General features: G+C 63.9%; 14 protein-coding genes and 1 pseudogene. 6 read left to right on the top strand and 9 right to left on the bottom strand.

Annotated features, from left to right (window positions below; genetic code table 11):
• Positions 1 to 28: 28 nt before the first annotated feature.
• On the bottom strand, positions 29 to 2,152 hold the full coding sequence (locus FLG15_RS04645; protein WP_150145596.1) for a TonB-dependent receptor: 2,124 nt from the start codon (positions 2,150 to 2,152) through the stop codon (positions 29 to 31).
• 34 nt (positions 2,153 to 2,186) lie between these two features.
• The gene (locus FLG15_RS04650; RefSeq protein WP_081022913.1) at positions 2,187 to 2,372 is read right to left on the bottom strand and encodes a hypothetical protein; all 186 of its coding nucleotides are present in this window, start codon (positions 2,370 to 2,372) and stop codon (positions 2,187 to 2,189) included.
• 24 nt (positions 2,373 to 2,396) lie between these two features.
• Here FLG15_RS04650 and FLG15_RS04655 point away from each other — a divergent pair, with 24 nt between their 5' ends.
• On the top strand, positions 2,397 to 3,794 hold the full coding sequence (locus FLG15_RS04655; RefSeq protein WP_150145598.1) for a class II 3-deoxy-7-phosphoheptulonate synthase: 1,398 nt from the start codon (positions 2,397 to 2,399) through the stop codon (positions 3,792 to 3,794).
• An 84-nt stretch (positions 3,795 to 3,878) separates the two neighbouring features.
• Positions 3,879 to 5,006, top strand: coding sequence for a mechanosensitive ion channel family protein (locus tag FLG15_RS04660; protein ID WP_057679590.1), 1,128 nt, complete (start codon positions 3,879 to 3,881; stop codon positions 5,004 to 5,006).
• A gap of 307 nt (positions 5,007 to 5,313) precedes the next feature.
• On the opposite strand, the pseudogene FLG15_RS04665 reads toward FLG15_RS04660, so the two are convergent.
• The 3 genes and pseudogenes from FLG15_RS04665 to typA form a co-directional block, all read right to left on the bottom strand.
• A pseudogene (locus FLG15_RS04665) lies at positions 5,314 to 6,971 on the bottom strand (amidase).
• A 103-nt stretch (positions 6,972 to 7,074) separates the two neighbouring features.
• Positions 7,075 to 7,494: a DUF2127 domain-containing protein gene (locus tag FLG15_RS04670; protein WP_017156227.1), complete on the bottom strand. Its 420-nt coding sequence runs from the start codon at positions 7,492 to 7,494 to the stop codon at positions 7,075 to 7,077.
• Between the two features lie 67 nt (positions 7,495 to 7,561).
• On the bottom strand, positions 7,562 to 9,391 hold the full coding sequence (gene typA, locus FLG15_RS04675) for a translational GTPase TypA (RefSeq protein ID WP_057679592.1): 1,830 nt from the start codon (positions 9,389 to 9,391) through the stop codon (positions 7,562 to 7,564).
• Between the two features lie 241 nt (positions 9,392 to 9,632).
• Here typA and FLG15_RS04680 point away from each other — a divergent pair, with 241 nt between their 5' ends.
• Together FLG15_RS04680 and FLG15_RS04685 are read left to right on the top strand one after the other, a co-directional pair.
• Positions 9,633 to 10,127 carry a peptidylprolyl isomerase gene (locus FLG15_RS04680; protein WP_017156228.1) on the top strand — a complete coding sequence of 165 codons (495 nt, stop codon included), beginning with the start codon at positions 9,633 to 9,635 and terminating at the stop codon, positions 10,125 to 10,127.
• Between the two features lie 118 nt (positions 10,128 to 10,245).
• On the top strand, positions 10,246 to 11,232 hold the full coding sequence (locus FLG15_RS04685) for a malate dehydrogenase (RefSeq protein ID WP_057679593.1): 987 nt from the start codon (positions 10,246 to 10,248) through the stop codon (positions 11,230 to 11,232).
• 83 nt (positions 11,233 to 11,315) lie between these two features.
• Here FLG15_RS04685 and FLG15_RS04690 read toward each other — a convergent pair whose 3' ends face one another.
• Both FLG15_RS04690 and FLG15_RS04695 read right to left on the bottom strand, forming a co-directional pair.
• Complete coding sequence (locus FLG15_RS04690; protein ID WP_057679594.1) at positions 11,316 to 11,930, bottom strand: glutathione binding-like protein; 615 nt, start codon at positions 11,928 to 11,930, stop codon at positions 11,316 to 11,318.
• Between the two features lie 409 nt (positions 11,931 to 12,339).
• Positions 12,340 to 12,801, bottom strand: a complete 462-nt coding sequence (locus FLG15_RS04695) for a cell wall hydrolase (RefSeq protein WP_005915848.1) — start codon at positions 12,799 to 12,801, stop codon at positions 12,340 to 12,342.
• Positions 12,802 to 13,285: 484 nt separating this feature from the next.
• Between FLG15_RS04695 and FLG15_RS23325 the strand changes: the two genes are divergently transcribed.
• Positions 13,286 to 13,918 carry a hypothetical protein gene (locus FLG15_RS23325; RefSeq protein WP_209228219.1) on the top strand — a complete coding sequence of 211 codons (633 nt, stop codon included), beginning with the start codon at positions 13,286 to 13,288 and terminating at the stop codon, positions 13,916 to 13,918.
• 319 nt (positions 13,919 to 14,237) lie between these two features.
• Here the strand turns inward: FLG15_RS23325 and FLG15_RS04710 are convergent, their stop codons facing one another.
• A complete protein-coding gene (locus FLG15_RS04710; protein WP_057679596.1) occupies positions 14,238 to 16,277 on the bottom strand; it encodes an NADPH-dependent 2,4-dienoyl-CoA reductase in 2,040 nt (679 codons plus the stop codon).
• Between the two features lie 197 nt (positions 16,278 to 16,474).
• Complete coding sequence (locus tag FLG15_RS04715; protein ID WP_057679597.1) at positions 16,475 to 17,497, bottom strand: zinc-binding alcohol dehydrogenase family protein; 1,023 nt, start codon at positions 17,495 to 17,497, stop codon at positions 16,475 to 16,477.
• A 415-nt stretch (positions 17,498 to 17,912) separates the two neighbouring features.
• On the opposite strand from FLG15_RS04715, the gene FLG15_RS04725 reads away from it, so the two are divergent.
• Positions 17,913 to 19,010, top strand: coding sequence for an OmpA family protein (locus FLG15_RS04725; protein WP_008571649.1), 1,098 nt, complete (start codon positions 17,913 to 17,915; stop codon positions 19,008 to 19,010).
• Positions 19,011 to 19,093 lie beyond the last annotated feature (83 nt).

A 19,093-nucleotide genomic window follows, 5' to 3' on the forward strand; every position in this document is an offset into this window, starting at 1 on the left:
ACCGTTCCATCCGTTGCCTTGCACCGCATCAGAAGTCCTGTTGCAGGCTCACATAGACGCCGCGGCGCGGCGCCCACTGTGGCGCGAAGACGCCGATACCGCCGCCATCGCGCAACTGGTAGCTGCGGTTGAGGACATTGACTGCGGCCAATTGCACGTGCAGCGGATGCGTATTGACGTCGAAGTCGTGGCCGACGCTGGCGTTCAACTGGAAGTACGACGGAAGCGAAGCGCCGTTGGGCACAGTGTCGGTATCGGTGCGCAAGCCGCTGCCGAACAGATAGTTGAGGCCGACCTTGCTGCCTTCGCTGAAGGCGTAGTTGATGCCGCCGGAAGAGGTCAGCTTCTGGTCGTGATCCAGGTGGATCCAATTGTCGTAGGTATAGGCCAGCGCATCCGGATCGAAATTGTACAGGCTGGTCATGACCCGCTTGCCCATGGCTTTGCTGTAGGCAAGATTGAAATACGCCGTCACCGGCCCGTTAGTGTAGTCGGCACTGAATTCGGCGCCGCGGATGCGGCCATAGCGGTAATTGAAGGTGGAATAGATATAGGCGGCACCGAACTGGCCTTCGTCCTGGAGCCGGTCTGCCTTGCGGTAATAGGTGTCCAGGCCGAGCGTCAGATGGTCGGTGACCACTTGCGAGATGCCCAGGTCGTAGTAGTCGCTACGCTCGCTCAGTGGCGTGGTCGGGCCGTCACCGGCCGACTGTTGGTTGGTGGTGCCGTCGTAGAGCGCGATGTCGCTGGTGGAGATCAGCTCGCTGGCCGGTGGGGTGAAGTAACGCGCGTATCCGGCGTGCAGGGTGGTGCTGTCGCTGGCGCGCCAGATGACGCCCAGGCGCGGGCTGAGCTGACCTTCGGTCGCGCCGAAGGCCTTGTATTTGTCGCCGCGCAGCCCGTAATTGACGGTCCAGTCCTCGCCGATCTTCCACTCGTCCTGCAGGTAGAGCGCGTAGGTGCTGGCATGGAAACGGCTGCCGTCGGGAATGAACAGTGGCACGTTACTGCTCTGGCTGCCGTCGTCGTTGGCGGGGAAGACATACGAATTGTTGCTGGCGATGGCGTGTTCGAAATTGCCATACACGCCGTAGCGCAGCGTGTGCGAGCCGCCCCATGGCGTCGCGAAATCCGCCTGCACGGTATTGGCGCGGTTGCTGCGGTCCACCTGCGAGGCGATGCCGTTGAAGATCAGGTCGCCGGCAACGTCGGGGGAGAAGGCGACGTTGCTGTAACGCTGGCCGGCGGAGAGCTGATAGTTGGTGTCGCCGAGCGTGCCTTGCAGGGCCAGGGTGCCGAAGCGGGTGTTTTCGCGCTGGTTCTCGTCCAGGCGCGAGGAGTCGAAATCGGTGGTGCCCAGGTAATCGAAGGCCGGCGTCTGCCCTGGATTGTTGGGGATCTGGAAGCGATTGTTCGCGTAGCCGACGAGCAGGCTGAGACGGGTGTTGTCGTTGACCAGGTAGGTCAGATCGGCGAAGCCCTTGCCCTGATGGGTTTTGTCATGGAGGGGGTTGAGGCTGTCGACCGGGTTTTCCAGGCCATTCTTGTTCTGGTCGTAATCGCCGCTGACGAACCAGCTCCAACGCCCGCTGCTGCCCCACAGCGAGGCGTTGGGGTTGATGGTGCCGAATGACCCGGCGGTGATACCGACGCTACCGCCATTGCCGAGTTCGGCACCGCTCTTGGTGGTGATGTCGACCACCGCAGCGGTGCGGTCGCCGAACTGTGCCGGCAACGCGCCATCGAGCAGCTTGAGGTTCTTGATGATGCGGGGCTCCAGGCTCTGGCCGAAGCCGGAGATGGATTCGGGAATGATCACGCCGTTGATGCGGTACTGCAGGTTGGCGTGGTCGCCGCGCACGTGGATGCCGCCGTAGGAATCCTGCACCACGCCCGGGGCTTGCAGCAGGACCTGATTGAGTGGGGTCGCCGCGCCGAGCGGCAGGCGATCGATGTCGTCAGCGGTGATGGCGAATTGGCTGCTGCCGATGTCCGGCGACAGGGCATTGCGCGCCGCCTCGAGCTTGGCGATCACATTGACCGTGTCCAGATCGGTCGTGCGTTCGGCGTCGGCATCGGCAGCAAACGCCATACCGATGGGGGCTGCCAGCAGGGCGGCGGTAATGGCGGCAGACAGGAGACGAGGAGTCATGGCGGTTTCGCGGGGCGGGTGAGGGGAGGTATTGTTACCTTGTAACGTTGAGCGCTTTGGCGAGCGCTAGCGTAGGTCGAAAGTCATGGCTCGACAGGCAATGTTGTTTGCTGTTCAGGTCCAAGCGCCTGCGCGCGATAAGCGCGTTGGACGGATTTGGCGGCAATTCGGTGCCACTGGCCTCCCGGCGCTTTGCGTAGCATTCCGGCTCTGCGAACATCGCAGGCTGCCTAGGAGTCCTTTCATGAATCTTCCTGTTGCCACTTCCGCTACCGATTCGGCCGCCGCAGCGTGGGCACCGGACAGCTGGCGCGGCAAACCTGCATTGCAGCTGCCGGTGTACCCGGATGAGCGCGCGCTGCAGGCGGCCATGCACGAGTTGGGGCGGCTGCCGCCGCTGGTGACCTCGTGGGAAATCTTTGCGCTCAAGCGCCAGTTGGCCGAAGCGCAGGAAGGCAAACGCTTCCTGCTGCAGGGTGGCGATTGCGCTGAAAATTTCAGCGATTGCGAATCGGGCACCATCTCCAACCGGTTGAAGGTGCTGCTGCAAATGAGCCTGGTGCTGGTGCATGGCCTGCATTTGCCGGTGGTGCGGGTGGGGCGCTTTGCCGGGCAATACGCCAAGCCGCGCTCGGCCGACACCGAAACGCGCGATGGGGTGACCTTGCCGAGCTATCGCGGCGATGTGATCAACGCGCCGGACTTTACCGAGGCCGCGCGCGTGCCCGATCCGCGTCGCATGATCACCGCGCATTCGCGCTCGGCAATGACGATGAACTTCGTGCGCGCGTTGATCGACGGCGGCTTCGCCGACCTGCATCACCCCGAATACTGGAATCTGGACTGGGTGGGCTATTCGCCGCTGGCGGCGGACTACCAGAAGATGGTGGCCTCGATCGGCGACGCCGTGCGCTTCATGGAAACGCTGTCCGGGGCAGAGGTATACAACCTCAATCGCATCGATTTCTACACCTCGCACGAGGCCTTGTTGCTGCCGTACGAAGAAGGCCTGACCCGTCAGGTGCCGCGCCAGTGGGGCTGGTTCAATCTGAGCACGCATTACCCATGGATCGGGATGCGGACGGCCGCGCTGGATGGCGCGCACGTGGAATACCTGCGTGGCGTGCGTAACCCGATTGCGATCAAGGTCGGGCCGTCGGTGCAGCCTGACCAGCTCTTGCGCCTGATCGATGTGCTCAATCCCGAGGACGAGCCCGGGCGTTTGAGCTTCATCCATCGCATGGGCGCGGCGCAGATCGCCGAGAAGTTGCCGCCGTTGCTGGATGCGGTCAAGCGCGACGGGCGGCGGGTGCTATGGGTGTGCGATGCGATGCATGGCAATACCGAAAGCACCGGAAATGGCTACAAAACGCGGCGCTTCGACAATATTCGCAACGAAGTGGAGACCTCGTTCGATCTGCACGCGGCCGCCGGCACGCGGCTGGGCGGCGTGCATCTGGAACTCACCGGCGAAGATGTCACCGAATGCACCGGCGGTGCGCGCGAGCTCACCGAGCGCGATCTGGAACGGGCGTATCGCTCCAGCGTGGATCCGCGTCTGAACTACGAACAGTCGCTGGAAATTGCGATGGCGATCGTGCGCAAGCAGCAACAGGTGGCCTCGCAGCCGCTGCGCGCATGATCGGCGTATGCGCATGACGTGATGCTCATGCCGCGTGCGGCATGCTCTGGCAGCCATCCCTCTTTCCCCCACAGGAGGAACGGTTTGACTGCCGATTGGAACGTCATCCGCGAATACGCAATTCCGCTCGGTGCCTCGCTGCTGGCGGGCATCGTTACCTGGTCGTTGATGCTGTGGCTGTTTCGCCGCATGCAGGGCCGCGACTACCGCCGCGCGCGCATCATTCGCGTGATCACGCTGCCGGCGGCATTTATCCTGCCGTTGCTGTTTCTGGGGATTGCCACCGAAGCGACCCCGTTGGCCGGCAAGGCGCTGGCAGCGGTGCAGCATCTGCTGCACCTGGGAATCGTCGGCTGCGTCACCTGGCTGCTGGTACGCGCGGTGGCCGCCGGCGAAGCGGCGATCTTGCGCAGCAACCCGATCGAGGTGTCGGACAACCTCACCGCACGGCGCATCCAGACCCAGGCGCGGGTGCTGAGCCGCGTGCTGATGGGCACGGTGATCTTGCTCGGCATTTCGGTGGTGCTGCTGACCTTCCCGCAGGTGCGCCAGATCGGCAAGACCTTGCTGGCGTCGGCCGGCATCATCGGGCTGGTGGCCGGTATCGCGGCCAAGCCGGTGTTCGGCAACCTGATCGCCGGCTTGCAGATTGCACTGACCCAGCCCATTCGCCTGGACGATGTGGTGATCGTGGAGGGCGAGTGGGGCCGCATCGAAGAGATCGGCAGCTCGTACGTGGTGGTACGGATCTGGGACGAGCGCCGCATGGTGGTGCCGCTGACCTGGTGGATCGAAAACCCGTTTCAGAACTGGACGCGCAGCAGTGCCGATCTGCTCGGCACCGCGTTCCTGTGGCTGGATTACCGCACGCCGATTGCAGCGGTACGTGCGGAGCTGGAGCGTATTTGCCACAGCGAACCGCTATGGGATGGCCGCGTGTGCGTGACCCAGATTACCGACACCAGCGACAACACCATCCAGGTGCGACTGCTGGTCAGCGCACGCAATTCGGGCGATGCCTTCGATCTGCGCTGCCTGGTGCGCGAACGCATGATCGATTTCCTGACCCGCGAGCATGCCTATGCCTTGCCGAGGCTGCGCGCCGAAATCGCGACGCAGGAAAGAACGCCATCACGCCCTGCCGAGCCGATTGCACAGGAGAGCGTGCGCTCGCCGGGCGCCGAAGACGGCGAGCCTGCGGCCAGCATCTAGCGCGGCCAAGACCGCTTGCACGGTCGCCAAGCGGTGCGGCCGGTGCTCGGCATCCGCATGTCCTCCGGTGTCTTCGCACCGTGCGCGCTACGTACGCATCAGCGACTGCTCGCTACGGTTTGATAGTCGTGCTTGGGGCCTCGTATAGCGCTGGCTACCGGCGTCCAAGACGTACGGTTGGTACTTATGAAGGTATCGGAGGGCACGGTCTTGGCGCTTGCATTTGTTCGCGCAAGTACTGGCTGCGCTTGCATGCGTCAGTGCGGCGTCCAATGCCAGCCGTGGCACGTGGTCATGCGTCGCCCAATCAATTCTTCTTGATCGACGCCCGTGCCGGCACGACGGGCACGGGTGCTGATGTGGCTGGATCGCGCGCACTCGGCGCACTTGGCGCATAGCCCGGCGTAAAGCGCGCATGGCTGCGTTGTTCGTACGCATACGCCAGCTCGATCAGGCGCGGCTCGCTCCAGGCCGTGCCCATGAACAACAGGCCGAGTGGCAAGCCCTGGGTCTGCCCCATCGGCACGCTCAGGCTCGGATAGCCGGCCACCGCCGCGGCACCATAGCCGGCACCGGGGAAGGTATCGCCCTTGCCGAGTGTGGTGATCCATGCCGCGCCGGTGGTAGGCACGATCAAGGCATCCAAGCGATCTGCCTTCAAGGCTGCGTCGATGCCTTCCGGTCCGGCGAGCCGTCTGGCAGTGGCGCGCGCACTCAGGTACCCCGCATCGTCCAGACCGGGCGCTGCCTGCGCCTGTTCGAACAATTCCTGCCCGAAGTACGGCATCTCGCGCTGCGCCTGCGTGCGATTGAACGCAATCAACTGCCCCAGGCTCGCCACGGGCGCGCGGTGGTTCTGCAGATACGCGTTCAAACCGGCCTTGAATTCGACCAATAAGACCGTTTGCTCGGCAGCATCCCACTTGCCATCCGTGGCCAGCGCGGTCTCGACCACGGTGGCGCCGGCGTCACGCAGGGTGCGCACGGCGCGGTCGAGCGCCGCGGCGATCGCCGGGTCCTCGCGCAGCGGGTTGCGCAACAGGCCCAGGCGCGCGCCACGCAGGCTGTCGGGTTTCAGGTGGGCCAGGTAATCGACGCTGGTCGCCGGTGCCTTGGCGGTGGCCGGGTCCTGCGGGTCGGGTGCGGCGATGGCCTGCAGCACTGCAGCACTGCAGCCGCATCGGCGACGCTGCGCGTCATCGGGCCGGCGGTGTCCTGGCTGGCGGAAATCGGGATGATGCCGTCGCGACTGACCAGGCCCACGGTCGGCTTGAGCCCGACCAGGCCGTTGACCGATGCCGGGCAGGTGATGCTGCCGTCGGTTTCGGTACCGATGCCGACGGTGGCCAGGCTGGCCGCGATGGCCGCACCGGTACCGGCACTGGAACCGCAGGGATTACGATCCAGCGCATACGGATTGCGCGTGAGCCCCCCGCGTCCGCTCCAGCCGGAACTGGATTGGGTGGAGCGGAAATTGGCCCATTCGCTGAGGTTGGTCTTGCCCAGGATCACCGCACCGGCGGCGCGCAGGCGCTGCACCACAAACGCATCGCGGTCGGGGCGGAACTCGGCCAGCGCGAGCGAGCCAGCGCTGTTGACCATCGGCAGCGCGTCGATATTGTCCTTCAGCAGCACCGGGATGCCGTGCAGCGGCCCACGCACGTGGCCGGCTTTGCGTTCGGCGTCCAGGGCGCGTGCGTCGGCTTCGGCCTGTGGATTGAGTTCGATCACCGCGTTGAGCCTGGGGCCGGCGCCATCGATGCTGGCAATCCGCTGCAGATACGCGCGCGTCAGTTGCAGGCTGCTGCTCTGGCCGCTGGCCATGCGCGCCTGCAGGCCGGCGACGTCGGCCTCGCTCAGATCGAACGAAAGGACGGTGGATGCGTTGGCAGCACCGGTCGCAGAACGCGACGGATCATCGGCATGCGCACAGCCGCACAGCGCGGCAAGCAGCGCGAAGGACAAAAGAGTGAATCGCATGGAAGGTCGTCCCCGGGGAGAAGTTGCAGGCTAACGGCGCTGCGTCGGGGTGACAACGGAAGGACGCGCCCGCCAACGGGCGGCAAACTCAGCGACTGCGGCGCCGCACCAGATCGCGTGCCAGCACGCCGACCACCAGCAGGTTGATCGCCAGCACGCCCCAGGCGGTCCAGCCAGGATGGCGCACGATGGCGTAGATATCGAAAGGCAGATAGATGGCCGCCGACAGGCAGCCCAGCACCGAGGCCCACGCCTTGGCACGCCACAGACCCCAGGCTTCCACCACATGCAGCAGGCCATAGGCCAGCATGGCGGCAGCAGCTAGATGCACCGCATCGGGGCTGATGGTCTTGAGCAACGACGGCAGCGCGCCGTGGTCGGGGTCCAGATTGAAGCGGCGGATCAGGGTGATGACCGCGTTTTGCAGCGGGAGCGGGCCCAGAATTTCCAGGCCCGTCGCCGCCAGCAGCGCAAGCGTTCCCTTGACCGCCTCAAGCAAGGCGATCACATGCAGTCCCGGATGCGCGCGCGGATCCGGGCTATAGGGTTTGTTACTCACGCGTCAGCTCAACAACTCAGCCCGAACGGCCGGCGCGCTTGCGGTCGCTTTCGGTCAGAAACTTCTTGCGCAGGCGGATTTCCTTCGGGGTGACTTCCACCAGCTCGTCGTCCTCGATGAAGTCCAGCGCCTGTTCCAGCGTGTACTTGATCGCCGGGGTCAACTTGATCGCATCGTCCTTGCCCGAGGCGCGCATGTTGGTCAGCGGCTTGGTCTTGATCGCGTTGACGGTCAGGTCGTTGTCCTTGGAATGGATACCGACCAGCTGGCCTTCGTACACGTTGTCGCCTTCGGCGGCGAACAGGCGGCCACGCTCTTCCAGCGGTCCCAGGGCATAGGCCGGGGTCGCGCCCGGTGCATTGGCAATCATCACGCCGTTCTGGCGCTTGGCGATCGCGCCCTGTTCCTTCGGACCGTAGTGGTCGAACACGTGGAACAGCAGGCCCGAGCCCTGGGTCAGGGTGCGGAATTCGTTCTGGAAGCCGATCAGGCCACGCGCCGGGATCATGTAATCCAGGCGCACGCGGCCCTTGCCGTCGGGTTCCATGTTCTTCAGCTGGCTCTTGCGGGTGCCCAGCTTTTCCATCACGCCGCCCTGGTGCTGTTCTTCGATGTCCACCACCAGCTGTTCGATCGGCTCCATCAGCTTGCCGTCGATTTCCTTGATGATCACTTCCGGACGCGACACGGCCAGCTCGTAGCCTTCACGACGCATGTTTTCGATCAGCACCGACAGGTGCAGCTCGCCACGGCCGGAGACCAGGAACTTGTCGGCGTCCGAGCCTTCCTCGACCTTCAGCGCCACGTTGTGCACCTTCTCGCGGTCCAGGCGGTCGCGCAGCTGGCGGCTGGTCAGGAACTTGCCGCCGGACAAGTCCTTGTTGCCGGCGAACGGCGAGTTGTTGACCTGGAAGGTCATCGAGATGGTCGGCTCGTCCACGGTCAGCGCCGGCAGCGCTTCGGGATGATCGAGCGCGCATACGGTGTCGGAGATGGTCAGTTCCTGGATGCCGGAGATGGCCACGATGTCGCCGGCCTCGGCGGTGTCCTGCTCGATACGCTCCAGGCCCAGGAAGCCCAGTACCTGCAGCACCTTGCCCTGGCGCTTCTTGCCTTCGCGGTCGATCACGCTGACCGGCATGTTCTTCTTCAGGGTGCCGCGCTGGATGCGGCCGATGCCGATCACGCCGACGAAATTGTTGTAGTCCAGCTGGCTGATGCGCATCTGGAACGGGCCGTCCGGGTCCACGTCCGGGGCCGAGACGTGCTGCATGATCGCTTCGTACAGCGGGGTCATGTCGCCTTCGCGCACGTCCGAATCCAGGCTGGCGTAGCCGTTCAGTGCGGAGGTGTAGACGATCGGGAAATCCAGCTGCTCGTCGGTGGCGCCGAGCTTGTCGAACAGGTCGAACACCTGGTCGATCACCCAGTCCGGGCGTGCGCCGGGACGGTCGATCTTGTTGACCACCACGATCGGCTTGAAGCCCATCGCAAAGGCCTTCTGGGTCACGAAGCGGGTCTGCGGCATCGGGCCGTCCATCGCGTCGACCAGGATCAGCACCGAGTCCACCATCGACAGCACGCGCTCGACTTCGCCACCGAAGTCGGCGTGTCCAGGGGTGTCGACGATGTTGATGCGGTTACCCTGCCAGGTGATGGCGGTGTTCTTGGCCAGGATCGTGATGCCACGTTCCTTTTCCTGGTCGTTGCTGTCCATCACGCGTTCAGCCAACACCGTGCGTTCGGACAGGGTGCCCGACTGCTTCAGCAGGCAGTCGACGAGGGTGGTCTTGCCGTGGTCGACGTGCGCGACGATGGCGATATTGCGGAGTTTTTCGATAGACATGCGGAAAGGGCCCCTGTCTGGCGCCAGTCTTGAGATGAGGTAAGCCCGACATTATAGCGGTTTCGTTGCGCTGCCGTTGCCGATTGCCCGAAGTTGATTCAGATGGCCCATTCAGCCAGCGTGACGGGCCATGCGCCGGGCGGGCGGGAGCGTTGAACGATGGTCGTACCCATGCGGTCGGCCACGCACCCGGGTGTATCCTAGCGGGCTATTGATCACCCCAGAACCTGCAAGGATTTCTATGTCCCTGATCGCCACTTTCGACACCTCCCGCGGCCCGATCGTCGTCGAGCTGTACCCGGACAAGGCCCCGCTGACGGTTGCCAACTTCGTCAACCTGGCCAAGCGCGGCTTCTATAATGGCCTGAGCTTCCACCGCGTCATCGCCGACTTCATGATCCAGGGCGGTTGCCCGGAAGGTTCCGGCCGCGGTGGCCCGGGCTACCGTTTCGAAGACGAGACCAACAATGGCGTCGGCCACGAGCGCGGCGTGCTGTCCATGGCCAATGCCGGCCCGAACACCAACGGCAGCCAATTCTTCATCACCCACACCGCCACCCCGTGGCTGGACGGCAAGCACACCGTGTTCGGCAAGGTCACCCAGGGCCTGGACGTGGTCGATAGCGTTGCCCAGGGCGACACCATCAAGACGCTCACCATCGAAGGCGACACCGACGCCGTGCTGGCCGCCAAGGCCGACCGCGTTGCGGAGTGGAACAAGATCCTCGCCGCCTGATCGCATCCCGTCGAACGGCCGCCATGTGCGGCCGTTCGCTTGTCAACGCGCGCCGCCAGGCCTTGCGCCCCGCCAGCGTGCGACCCCCGCCAACGTTTTTTAGCAGAGGAAACTCCCCATGAAAGCACCTGTTCGTGTTGCTGTGACCGGCGCTGCCGGCCAGATCGGCTATGCCCTGCTGTTCCGCATCGCCTCCGGCGAAATGCTGGGCAAGGACCAGCCGGTCATCCTGCAGTTGCTTGAACTGCCGATTGAGAAGGCCCAGGCCGCCCTCAAGGGCGTGATGATGGAACTGGAGGACTGCGCGTTCCCGCTGCTGGCCGGCATGGTCGGTACCGACGACGCCGAAGTGGCCTTCAAGGACGTCGATGTCGCCCTGCTGGTCGGTTCGCGTCCGCGCGGCCCTGGCATGGAGCGCAAGGACCTGCTGCTGGCCAATGCGGAAATCTTTACCGCACAGGGCGCGGCCCTGAACAAGGTCGCCAAGCGCGACGTGAAGGTGCTGGTGGTCGGCAACCCGGCCAACACCAACGCCTACATCGCCATGAAGTCGGCGCCGAACCTGGACCCGAAGAATTTCACCGCCATGCTGCGCCTGGACCACAACCGTGCGCTGAGCCAGCTCTCGGCCAAGCTCGGCAAGCCGGTCGCCGGCATCGAGAAGCTGGCGGTGTGGGGTAACCACAGCCCGACCATGTACCCGGATTATCGTTTCGCCACCGCCGATGGCGCCTCCATCAGCGATGCGATCAACGACCAGGAGTGGAACGCTTCCACCTTCATTCCGACCGTGGGCAAGCGCGGTGCAGCGATCATCGAAGCGCGTGGCCTGTCCTCGGCCGCCTCCGCCGCCAATGCCGCCATCGACCACATCCGTGACTGGGTGCTGGGCACCAACGGTAAGTGGGTGACGATGGGCGTGCCGTCGGACGGCTCCTACGGCATTCCGGAAGGCGTGATGTTCGGCTTCCCCGTCACCACCGAAAACGGCAAGTACACCATCGTCAAGGATCTGCCGATCGACGACTTCAGCCAGAAGTACATCGACAAGACCCTGGCCGAGCTGGAAGAAGAGCGCAGCGGCGTGGCGCATCTGCTGGGCTGAGTTGTTCGGTCACTGCTGTCATGAAAACGCCGGGCATTGCCCGGCGTTTTTTGTTGCGCGTCGTGTGGCAGACGCCTGCGCGGTCAGGCCAGACCTTCGGCCTTGAGTGCAGCCTGCACATCGGCATCGGCCAGCATGCGTTGCACGAACGTCTGCAGCGCATTCAATCCATCCAGATTCACCGTGACTTTCTGCGCCCACAGCAAGGTGACGAACAGATACGCATCGGCACCGGTGTGGCTGTCGCTGGCAAGCCAGTTGCGACCTTGCAGATGCGCATCGACGCGCTCGTACAGCGTGCGCAATTTGCTGCGCGCATCGTCCTGGCTGCGTGCAATCAGCGCCGGGTCTTGCAGATACGCGGTGCTGCCGAAGATCGGCTTGAAGGTGGGGTGCACGTCGGCGTTGACGAAGGCGATCCACCGATTGATTTCGGCACGGCTGCGCGCGGTGCCATCGCCGGCCAGGCCGGTGAGCGGTGCGATGTCGGCGATGTAATTGAGGATGGCTGCGTTCTGGGTCAGTGCCCAATCGTCGACCAGCAGCAATGGCACGGCGCCTGCGGGATTCAGGCGCAAGTATTCGGGAGATTTCATCGTCGCCGCATCGACCACACTCAGCTCGAACGGCAGCCCCGACCAACGCAACACGATGTGATCTGCCAGCGAACAAGCGCCGGGCTTGGTATACAGCTTCATGGACGGTACCCGCGGGAATGAAGATCCAAGCTTAGCGGGCAGACGACGCCGTGTGGAGCGCGCAGCGGGTATTGCGGCTTCAATAGGGCGCCGCTGAGTTGCCTTGTGGTCGCTGGAGCCGGTGTCGTGCCGAGATGAATGGCATCACCGAGCTGGCCGCGCGCACGTGGCGGCTCCGGCTTGGTCAGGAGCTTGTTTGCAACCCACCGGCTGTGCGAGACGGGGCGGTGCCTGATACGGCGTGCGGCCGCACCGACTGATTGCCATGTGGGCGCCGTGTTCGTCGCGCTGCGACGCATGACTGTCTCGAGATGGGCGCTTGAAACGCATCAAACCCATCGACACTGCATCTTGATGATCGGCGAGCTAAGCAACCTATGACGCTCGCAGGCGCCGCAACGCTGCGCGCTCAGGACGCGTTGCGCGGGCGCAGCGATTGCACGCGATAGAACGTGTGGTCGCCGATGGTGGCCACCTGATAGGCATTGCGCCAGCTGGGGCTTGCGATTGCGCTTGCGGCAAAGTGGCTGGCGCCCGGCACGATCTCTTTGCGTTGGCCAACCGGCAATGCCCAGTTGCGCTGCGCCGCCAGTGCCACGCCCAATGCCTTGTTCCAGGCATCGTCGTTCTTCAACTGCGTGCCTGGCGCGACGATCGTCGGCGCGAACTGCTTGCGTGCAGTGACCACCTGGCACATCGAGTCGCCCCACAAACCGCTATCCAGGCGGCGCAATGCAACTTCTGCAACGGCCTGCTGGCCACGCAAGGTCTGGTCGCGCGCTTCCAGATAGACGGTCGTGCTCAAACACAGCGAATCTGCGGCTGGCTGCGGCAACACATGCGACAGCCAGAGTATCCAAACAAGTTTCATAGAACTCCTTGCTCCGTATGGGCCGGTCCGCAGAGCATCCAATGTGGATGCACCAGTGCAGAGGGCTTGGCGTCATGGGGAGGCGACCTGCCACCGGTCGCCAAATGCTTCGGCGAAAGACCATCTGCCGAAGGCGCCCACCAAATGCGGTGGGTCAAAAAGTTGGCGCAAGGTAGGCGTCGATCACACAATCGCGGCTGAATGAGAGGGGTTGACGATGACGATTGCCCGCAACGCATAGCGCTGCGCAGCAGCGTCGCGTGCATCGCAACATCGAATCTGCGTCGCATCATTGCAGCGACTGTTGTGCTGCGTAAGTTCCTTGCCGCATCGCGCGCGTTTGCGGCACTACGCGCCGGTTGGATGGTCGTACTGGTAGGCAACAGCGCCCGCTGCATAAGCACAACTTTCATGCACGCGCTCGTCACGCGTTGTCGTGCTGGCTGGTGGCGTTGAGTAATTGAGTTTCGTACATCGACCGCGGATGCGCGAGAAAGACAAGCGTTGCGCAGACGCCAGAGATGGCGGAAGTGCTGCGCGTCCGAGCTGCAGCGTCGTGCTGCTCGATGCTGATTTATGCATCATCTTTGATGCGTATAGATGCGCAGTTGACGCATCTGCTGGTAACGCCATCAGAAGCAGCGTAGACGCCAGCCATTGCAGCGAAAGCTATCTGCCATTACGTCGCGATTGCCGGTGTCGCATGATGTTCGGAAGATGCCTGGCGATGTTTCGAAAGCTCGTCGATCATTCGATGCATCAGTGGTGCGCGTTATTGCGTTGCGATTGCTTCCGGGCTCGCATGTTCAAGAGCACAAGAGCACAAGAGCGCAAGAGCGCAAGAGCGCAAAAGAGCAAAAGAGCAAAAGAGCAAAAGAGCAAAAGAGCAAAAGAGCAAAAGAGCAAGAGCGCGGAGATGCTCAAGTGCAAAAAAGTGTCAGACACAAAATTTTTAAAGACGAATTGGCGCCAAAGCGAAGGTGGCGCTGATGCGCATAATGCTGCAGCCAGTGCAGCACGCACTGTCATCGACGCGCGCATGCACCTTGCGAAAATCTCTGTCGAAGCGATAAGGCATGTGGTGCGATCGCATCCCGTAAGCGCGCTGATGCTGTAGCGGAAACTGCAGATCGACAACGCAAGCAGCAAGCGCTGACCTGACCACGTTCTGGTTCCGAGAAGTGCCCGCCCATCTACCAGGCAGGCGCTTTTCGAAATACGCAGTCATGCAGGCACGCAAGATGGCAGGCGGTAGGGCGTGAGGCGACCATGCATCGGGCACGTATCGCCGAGCCGCGCGACAAGAAAAAGATGGGCGTTGCAGACCGCCACATCCGCGTGCACGTCGGCGTCGATAATGCCGCATGCACGTCAGCCGTGCAGCCGAGCCCTCAGCACGACGACGGCATCGTAGCGACGCCGTCGTCGAGAACTCTTTACAGGGTCGCGGCCAACCGACTTGCCTGGTTGATCGCACGCTTGGCATCCAGTTCGGCCGCCACGTCCGCGCCGCCGATCAGGTGCGGCTGCTGGCCATTGGCTTGTAGCGTGGCCAGCAGCTCGCGGCGCGGCTCCTGCCCGGCGCACACCACCACCGTGCCGACATCCAGCAGCTGTTCGCTGCCTTCCACGCGAATGCGCAGGCCGGCATCGTCCACGCCCAGATATTCCACGCCGCCGAGCATCTTGACGCCCTTGGCCTTGAGCGTCGCGCGGTGGATCCAGCCGGTGGTCTTGCCCAGGCGTCCACCGGGCTTGCCGGGGCTGCGCTGCAACAGCCAGACCTGGCGGGCGGCGCGCTCGGGTTGCGGTTTGGTCAACGCGCCGCGCGCTTCGAAGCTGGGATCTACGCCCCATTCGGCCATCCAGCGCTGCGGATCCAGCGCCGGCGATTGGCCGGTGTGCACCAGAAATTCGCCGACATCAAAGCCAATTCCGCCGGCACCGATGATCGCCACCTTGTCGGCGGCCACGTGCCGGCCCAGCACCACGTCGAGGTAGCTCACCACCATCGGATGATCGGCACCGGGAAAGTCCACCTTGCGCGGCTCGATGCCGGTTGCCAGCACGACTTCGTCGAAGTCTTTCAGATCGTCCGCCTGCACCAGGGTATTCAGACGCAGCTGCACGCCGGTCGCTTCGATGCGATGGCCGAAATAACGCAAGGTCTCGTTGAACTCCTCCTTGCCCGGAATGCGCCTGGCGACATTGAATTGCCCGCCGATCGCATCGCTTGCATCGAACAAGGTCACCCGGTGCCCGCGTTCGGCTGCCACTGTCGCGCAGGCCAGGCCGGCCGGGCCGGCACCGACCACGGCAATGCGCTTGGGCGTGGCAGTGGGGGTGTAGTTGAGTTCGGTCTCGTGTGCGGCGCGCGGGTTGACCAGGCAGCTGGCCAGCTTGTTGTCGAACACATGATCCAGGCAGGCCTGATTACAGGCGATGCACGTATTGATGGTGTGCGCCTGCCCGGCGCGCGCCTTGTTGGTCCACTGCGGGTCGGCCAGCAGCGGCCGCGCCAGCGACACCATGTCTGCTGCACCGTCGGCCAGGATGCGCTCGGCCACCTCCGGCATGTTGATGCGGTTGGTGGCCACCACCGGAATGCGCAGATGCGGCTTGAGTTTGGCGGTGACCCCGGCAAACGCGGCGCGCGGCACCGAGGTGGCGATGGTGGGAATGCGCGCTTCGTGCCAACCGATCCCGGAATTGATGATGGTCGCGCCGGCCGCTTCGATCGCCTGCGCCTGCGCCAGGATTTCCTGCCACTGGTTGCCGTCTTCGACCAGGTCCACCAGCGACAGCCGGTAGATGATGATGAAGTCCGGCCCGCAGGCCTCGCGGATGCGCCGCACGATCTCCACCGCAAAGCGCATGCGCTTGCTGGCATCGCCGCCCCAGGCGTCGCTGCGCCGATTGGTGCGCGCGGCGGTGAATTCGTTGATCAGATAGCCTTCCGAGCCCATGACCTCGACGCCGTCGTAGCCCGCCTCGCGCGCCAGCCGCGCGGCACGCGCATAGGCGGCGATCTGCCGGTCCACCGCGCCGGCCGACAACGCACGCGGAGTGAACGGGTTGATCGGTGCCTTCAGCCTGGATGGCGCAACCGAGAGCGGGTGGTACGCATAGCGCCCGGCGTGCAGCAGTTGCAGGCAGATCTTGGCGCCGTGCTCGTGGACTGCGCGGGTGACCTGGCGATGCGGGCGGACCTCCCACGGCCACGACAACTTGCCGCCGAACGGCTTGAGCCAGCCCACCACATTGGGCGAAAAGCCACCAGTCACGATCAGGCCCACGCCACCGGCGGCGCGCTCGGCAAAATACGCTGCCAACTTGGGGAAGTCGCGCGCACGGTCTTCCAGGCCCGTATGCATCGAGCCCATCAGGACGCGATTACGCAATTGCGTGAAGCCCAGATCGAGCGGGGTGAACAGGTGTGGGAAAGACAGGGCGGACGGGCCGGTGGCGGGCGACATGATGTGGATACGCTGGCGTACGGATTGCGCACGATGCCGGCAAAGCGGCGCGGCGGCAAGTCCTGGCGTATGCAGCCGCCACGCGGATGCTGGAAACGGCCGGTCGGCAACACGCCTACGCGGCCGCCCGCACGGGCGCGCCCGGTTGCATAGGCGCAGCATCGATGCATCGCAGCGACCTTGGCCAGATGGCCGCCTTACCAGCCGGCCAGCACCAGCTTGCCGATCGTGCTGCCGCTTTCCAGCCGACGATGCGCCTCGCGCAGCTGCTGCGCATTGATCGGCGACAGCGTCTCGGTATGCGTGGTGCGCAGCTCGCCGGCATCGATCAGGCTGGCCGCCCGGTTGAGGATACGGTGCTGCTCGACCATGTCCTCGGTCGCGTAGCGCGCGCGCGTGAACATCAGCTCCCAATGAATGCCGATGCATTTGGATTTGTAGGGGTCGCCGATCGACAACGCCCCGCGCGGCTCCACGATCAGGCCCACGTGGCCCTGCGGTGCCAGCACTTCGCCCAGTGGCTGCCAGTAGCGGTCGGTATCGGCCAAGTTGAGCGCCGCATCCACCGTGTCCAGCCCCAGCGCCTGCAGTTGCGGCGGCAGCGGCTGGTGATGATCGATCACGTGATGCGCGCCCATCTGGCGAACCCACTCGATGCTCTCCGGGCGCGAGGCGGTGGCAATCACCGTGAATCCGGCATGCCGCGCCAGCTGGATCGCGATGGAGCCCACGCCACCAGCGCCGCCGATGATCAGCAGATGCCTGCCGCGATTGCGTGCACCGTCGAACGAAAAGGGCATGCGCTGGAACAGCAGCTCCCATGCCGTCAGGGTGGTCAGCGGCAGCGCAGCTGCCTGCGCGAAGCTGAGCGAGGTCGGTTTGCATCCGGCAATGCGGGCGTCCACCAGCTGGTACTGCGCATTGCTGCCCGGCCGCCCGATATCGCCAGCGTAGTAGACCTCGTCGCCGACCGCAAAGGCAGTAACCTCCGGGCCGACCGCCTCGATCACGCCGGCTGCGTCGTAACCCAGGATCTTCGGCGCCTGCAGCGGCTGCGGCTTGGGCGCGCGCACCTTCGTATCGACCGGGTTCACCGAGATCGCCTCCACCCGCACCAATAAGTCATACCCCGACGGCGCCGCAGGTGTCGGAAGTTCCATGTCAATCAGCGATTCGGGATCGTCGATCGGAAGATAGCGGGTGAGGGCGACAGCTTTCATTGGAGCGCTCCTGAGCGGGAGGTTCAGGGTGCGTTGTGGAGCAAGTCGCTCGCAACCACCAACCCCACAATTCAGCTCGGACGGGGCTTGGTGTTCACCAATGTAGTTTTCGGTGCGGTCTGGAACACTGAAAACCGGTCAGCCCGAAGGCGTATTCAAGTGACTTAATTGGGCTGCGGTTCATGCAGGTGCGATCCCCGAATTGGGCGCCCGGTCATTTCCTTCATGAAGCTGTATACGTAGGATTGCTTGGCGTTGCGGGACCTGGTGATTGCTTTCACATGTTATATGACCGTTAACGCGATCTTCACCGAGGCCGGCTTAATCTGCGCCCCGATGGCTCTGGATGTGACGAGCATCTTTACCAAGCACAACGCCTCTATCGGTTTTATCTCCCAAAGAAGGAGCTGTATAAATGAACAAGAAAATTCTCACTGCCGCGTTGCTCGGCGGTCTGGCAGTTGCCCAGGCTGCTTCCGCGCAGGAGTTCGACGACCGTTGGTACCTGACCGGTAGCGCTGGCTTCAACTTCCAGGACAGCGATCGCCTGACCAATGATGCCCCGTTCGTCACCCTGGGTCTGGGCAAGTTCGTGAGCCCGAACTGGTCGATCGACGGTGAGCTGAACTATCAGAACCCGAACTTCGATGCCAACCAGGACCTGAACTGGAGCCAGTACGGCATCTCGTTCGACCTGCGTCGCCACTTCATCCAGGAAGGCCGCGGCTGGAACCCCTACCTGCTGTTCGGTCTGGGCTATCAGCGTTCGGAAGAAGAATTCGACGCGACCCCGAACCCGGTTTCGCCGGGCCAGCAGAAGGACGGCAACTTTGCCGCCAAGGCTGGTGTCGGTCTGCAGACCACCTTCGACAAGCGCGTCGCCGTGCGTGCCGAGTTGGCCTACCGCGCTGACTTCAACGACCAGAGCGTTGCCGCTCCGCGCGAAGACTGGTTCGGTGACGTGCTGGCTTCGGTCGGCGTCGTGATCCCGCTGGGACCGGCTCCGTCGACCGCTCCGCCGCCGGCCCCGGCTCCGGTTGCTCCGAGCTGCGCCGATCTGGATGACGATGGTGACGGCGTCAACAACTGCGACGACAAGTGCCCGAACTCGCAGCCTGGCCAGACCATCGGTCCGGACGGTTGCCCGGTTCCTGTCTCGATCGATCTGAAGGGCGTGAACTTCGACTTCAACAAGTCGACCCTGCGTCCGGATGCCGTGTCGATCCTGAGCGAAGCGACCGAAATCCTGAAGCGCTACCCCGACCTGAAGGTCGAGGTTGCCGGTCACACCGACTCGAAGGGTACCGACGCGTACAACCAGAAGCTGTCCGAGCGTCGTGCGACCACCGTGTACGACTACCTGACCAAGAACGGCGTCGATGCGTCGCGTCTGGTCGGCCCGATCGGCTACGGCGAGAGCCGTCCGATTGCTCCGAACACCAACCCGGATGGTTCGGACAATCCGGAAGGTCGTGCGAAGAACCGTCGTACCGAGCTGAACGTCCAGAACTAATCGGACCGCTAGCTTGCTGCACACAAAACCCGGCCTTGCGCCGGGTTTTGTCTATGCAGGCCCCGGAAAAGCGCGCTCAAGCG

Origin of the sequence: Xanthomonas phaseoli pv. dieffenbachiae, from assembly GCF_008639345.1 — a bacterium.
In the GTDB taxonomy this organism is placed as follows: domain Bacteria; phylum Pseudomonadota; class Gammaproteobacteria; order Xanthomonadales; family Xanthomonadaceae; genus Xanthomonas; species Xanthomonas phaseoli.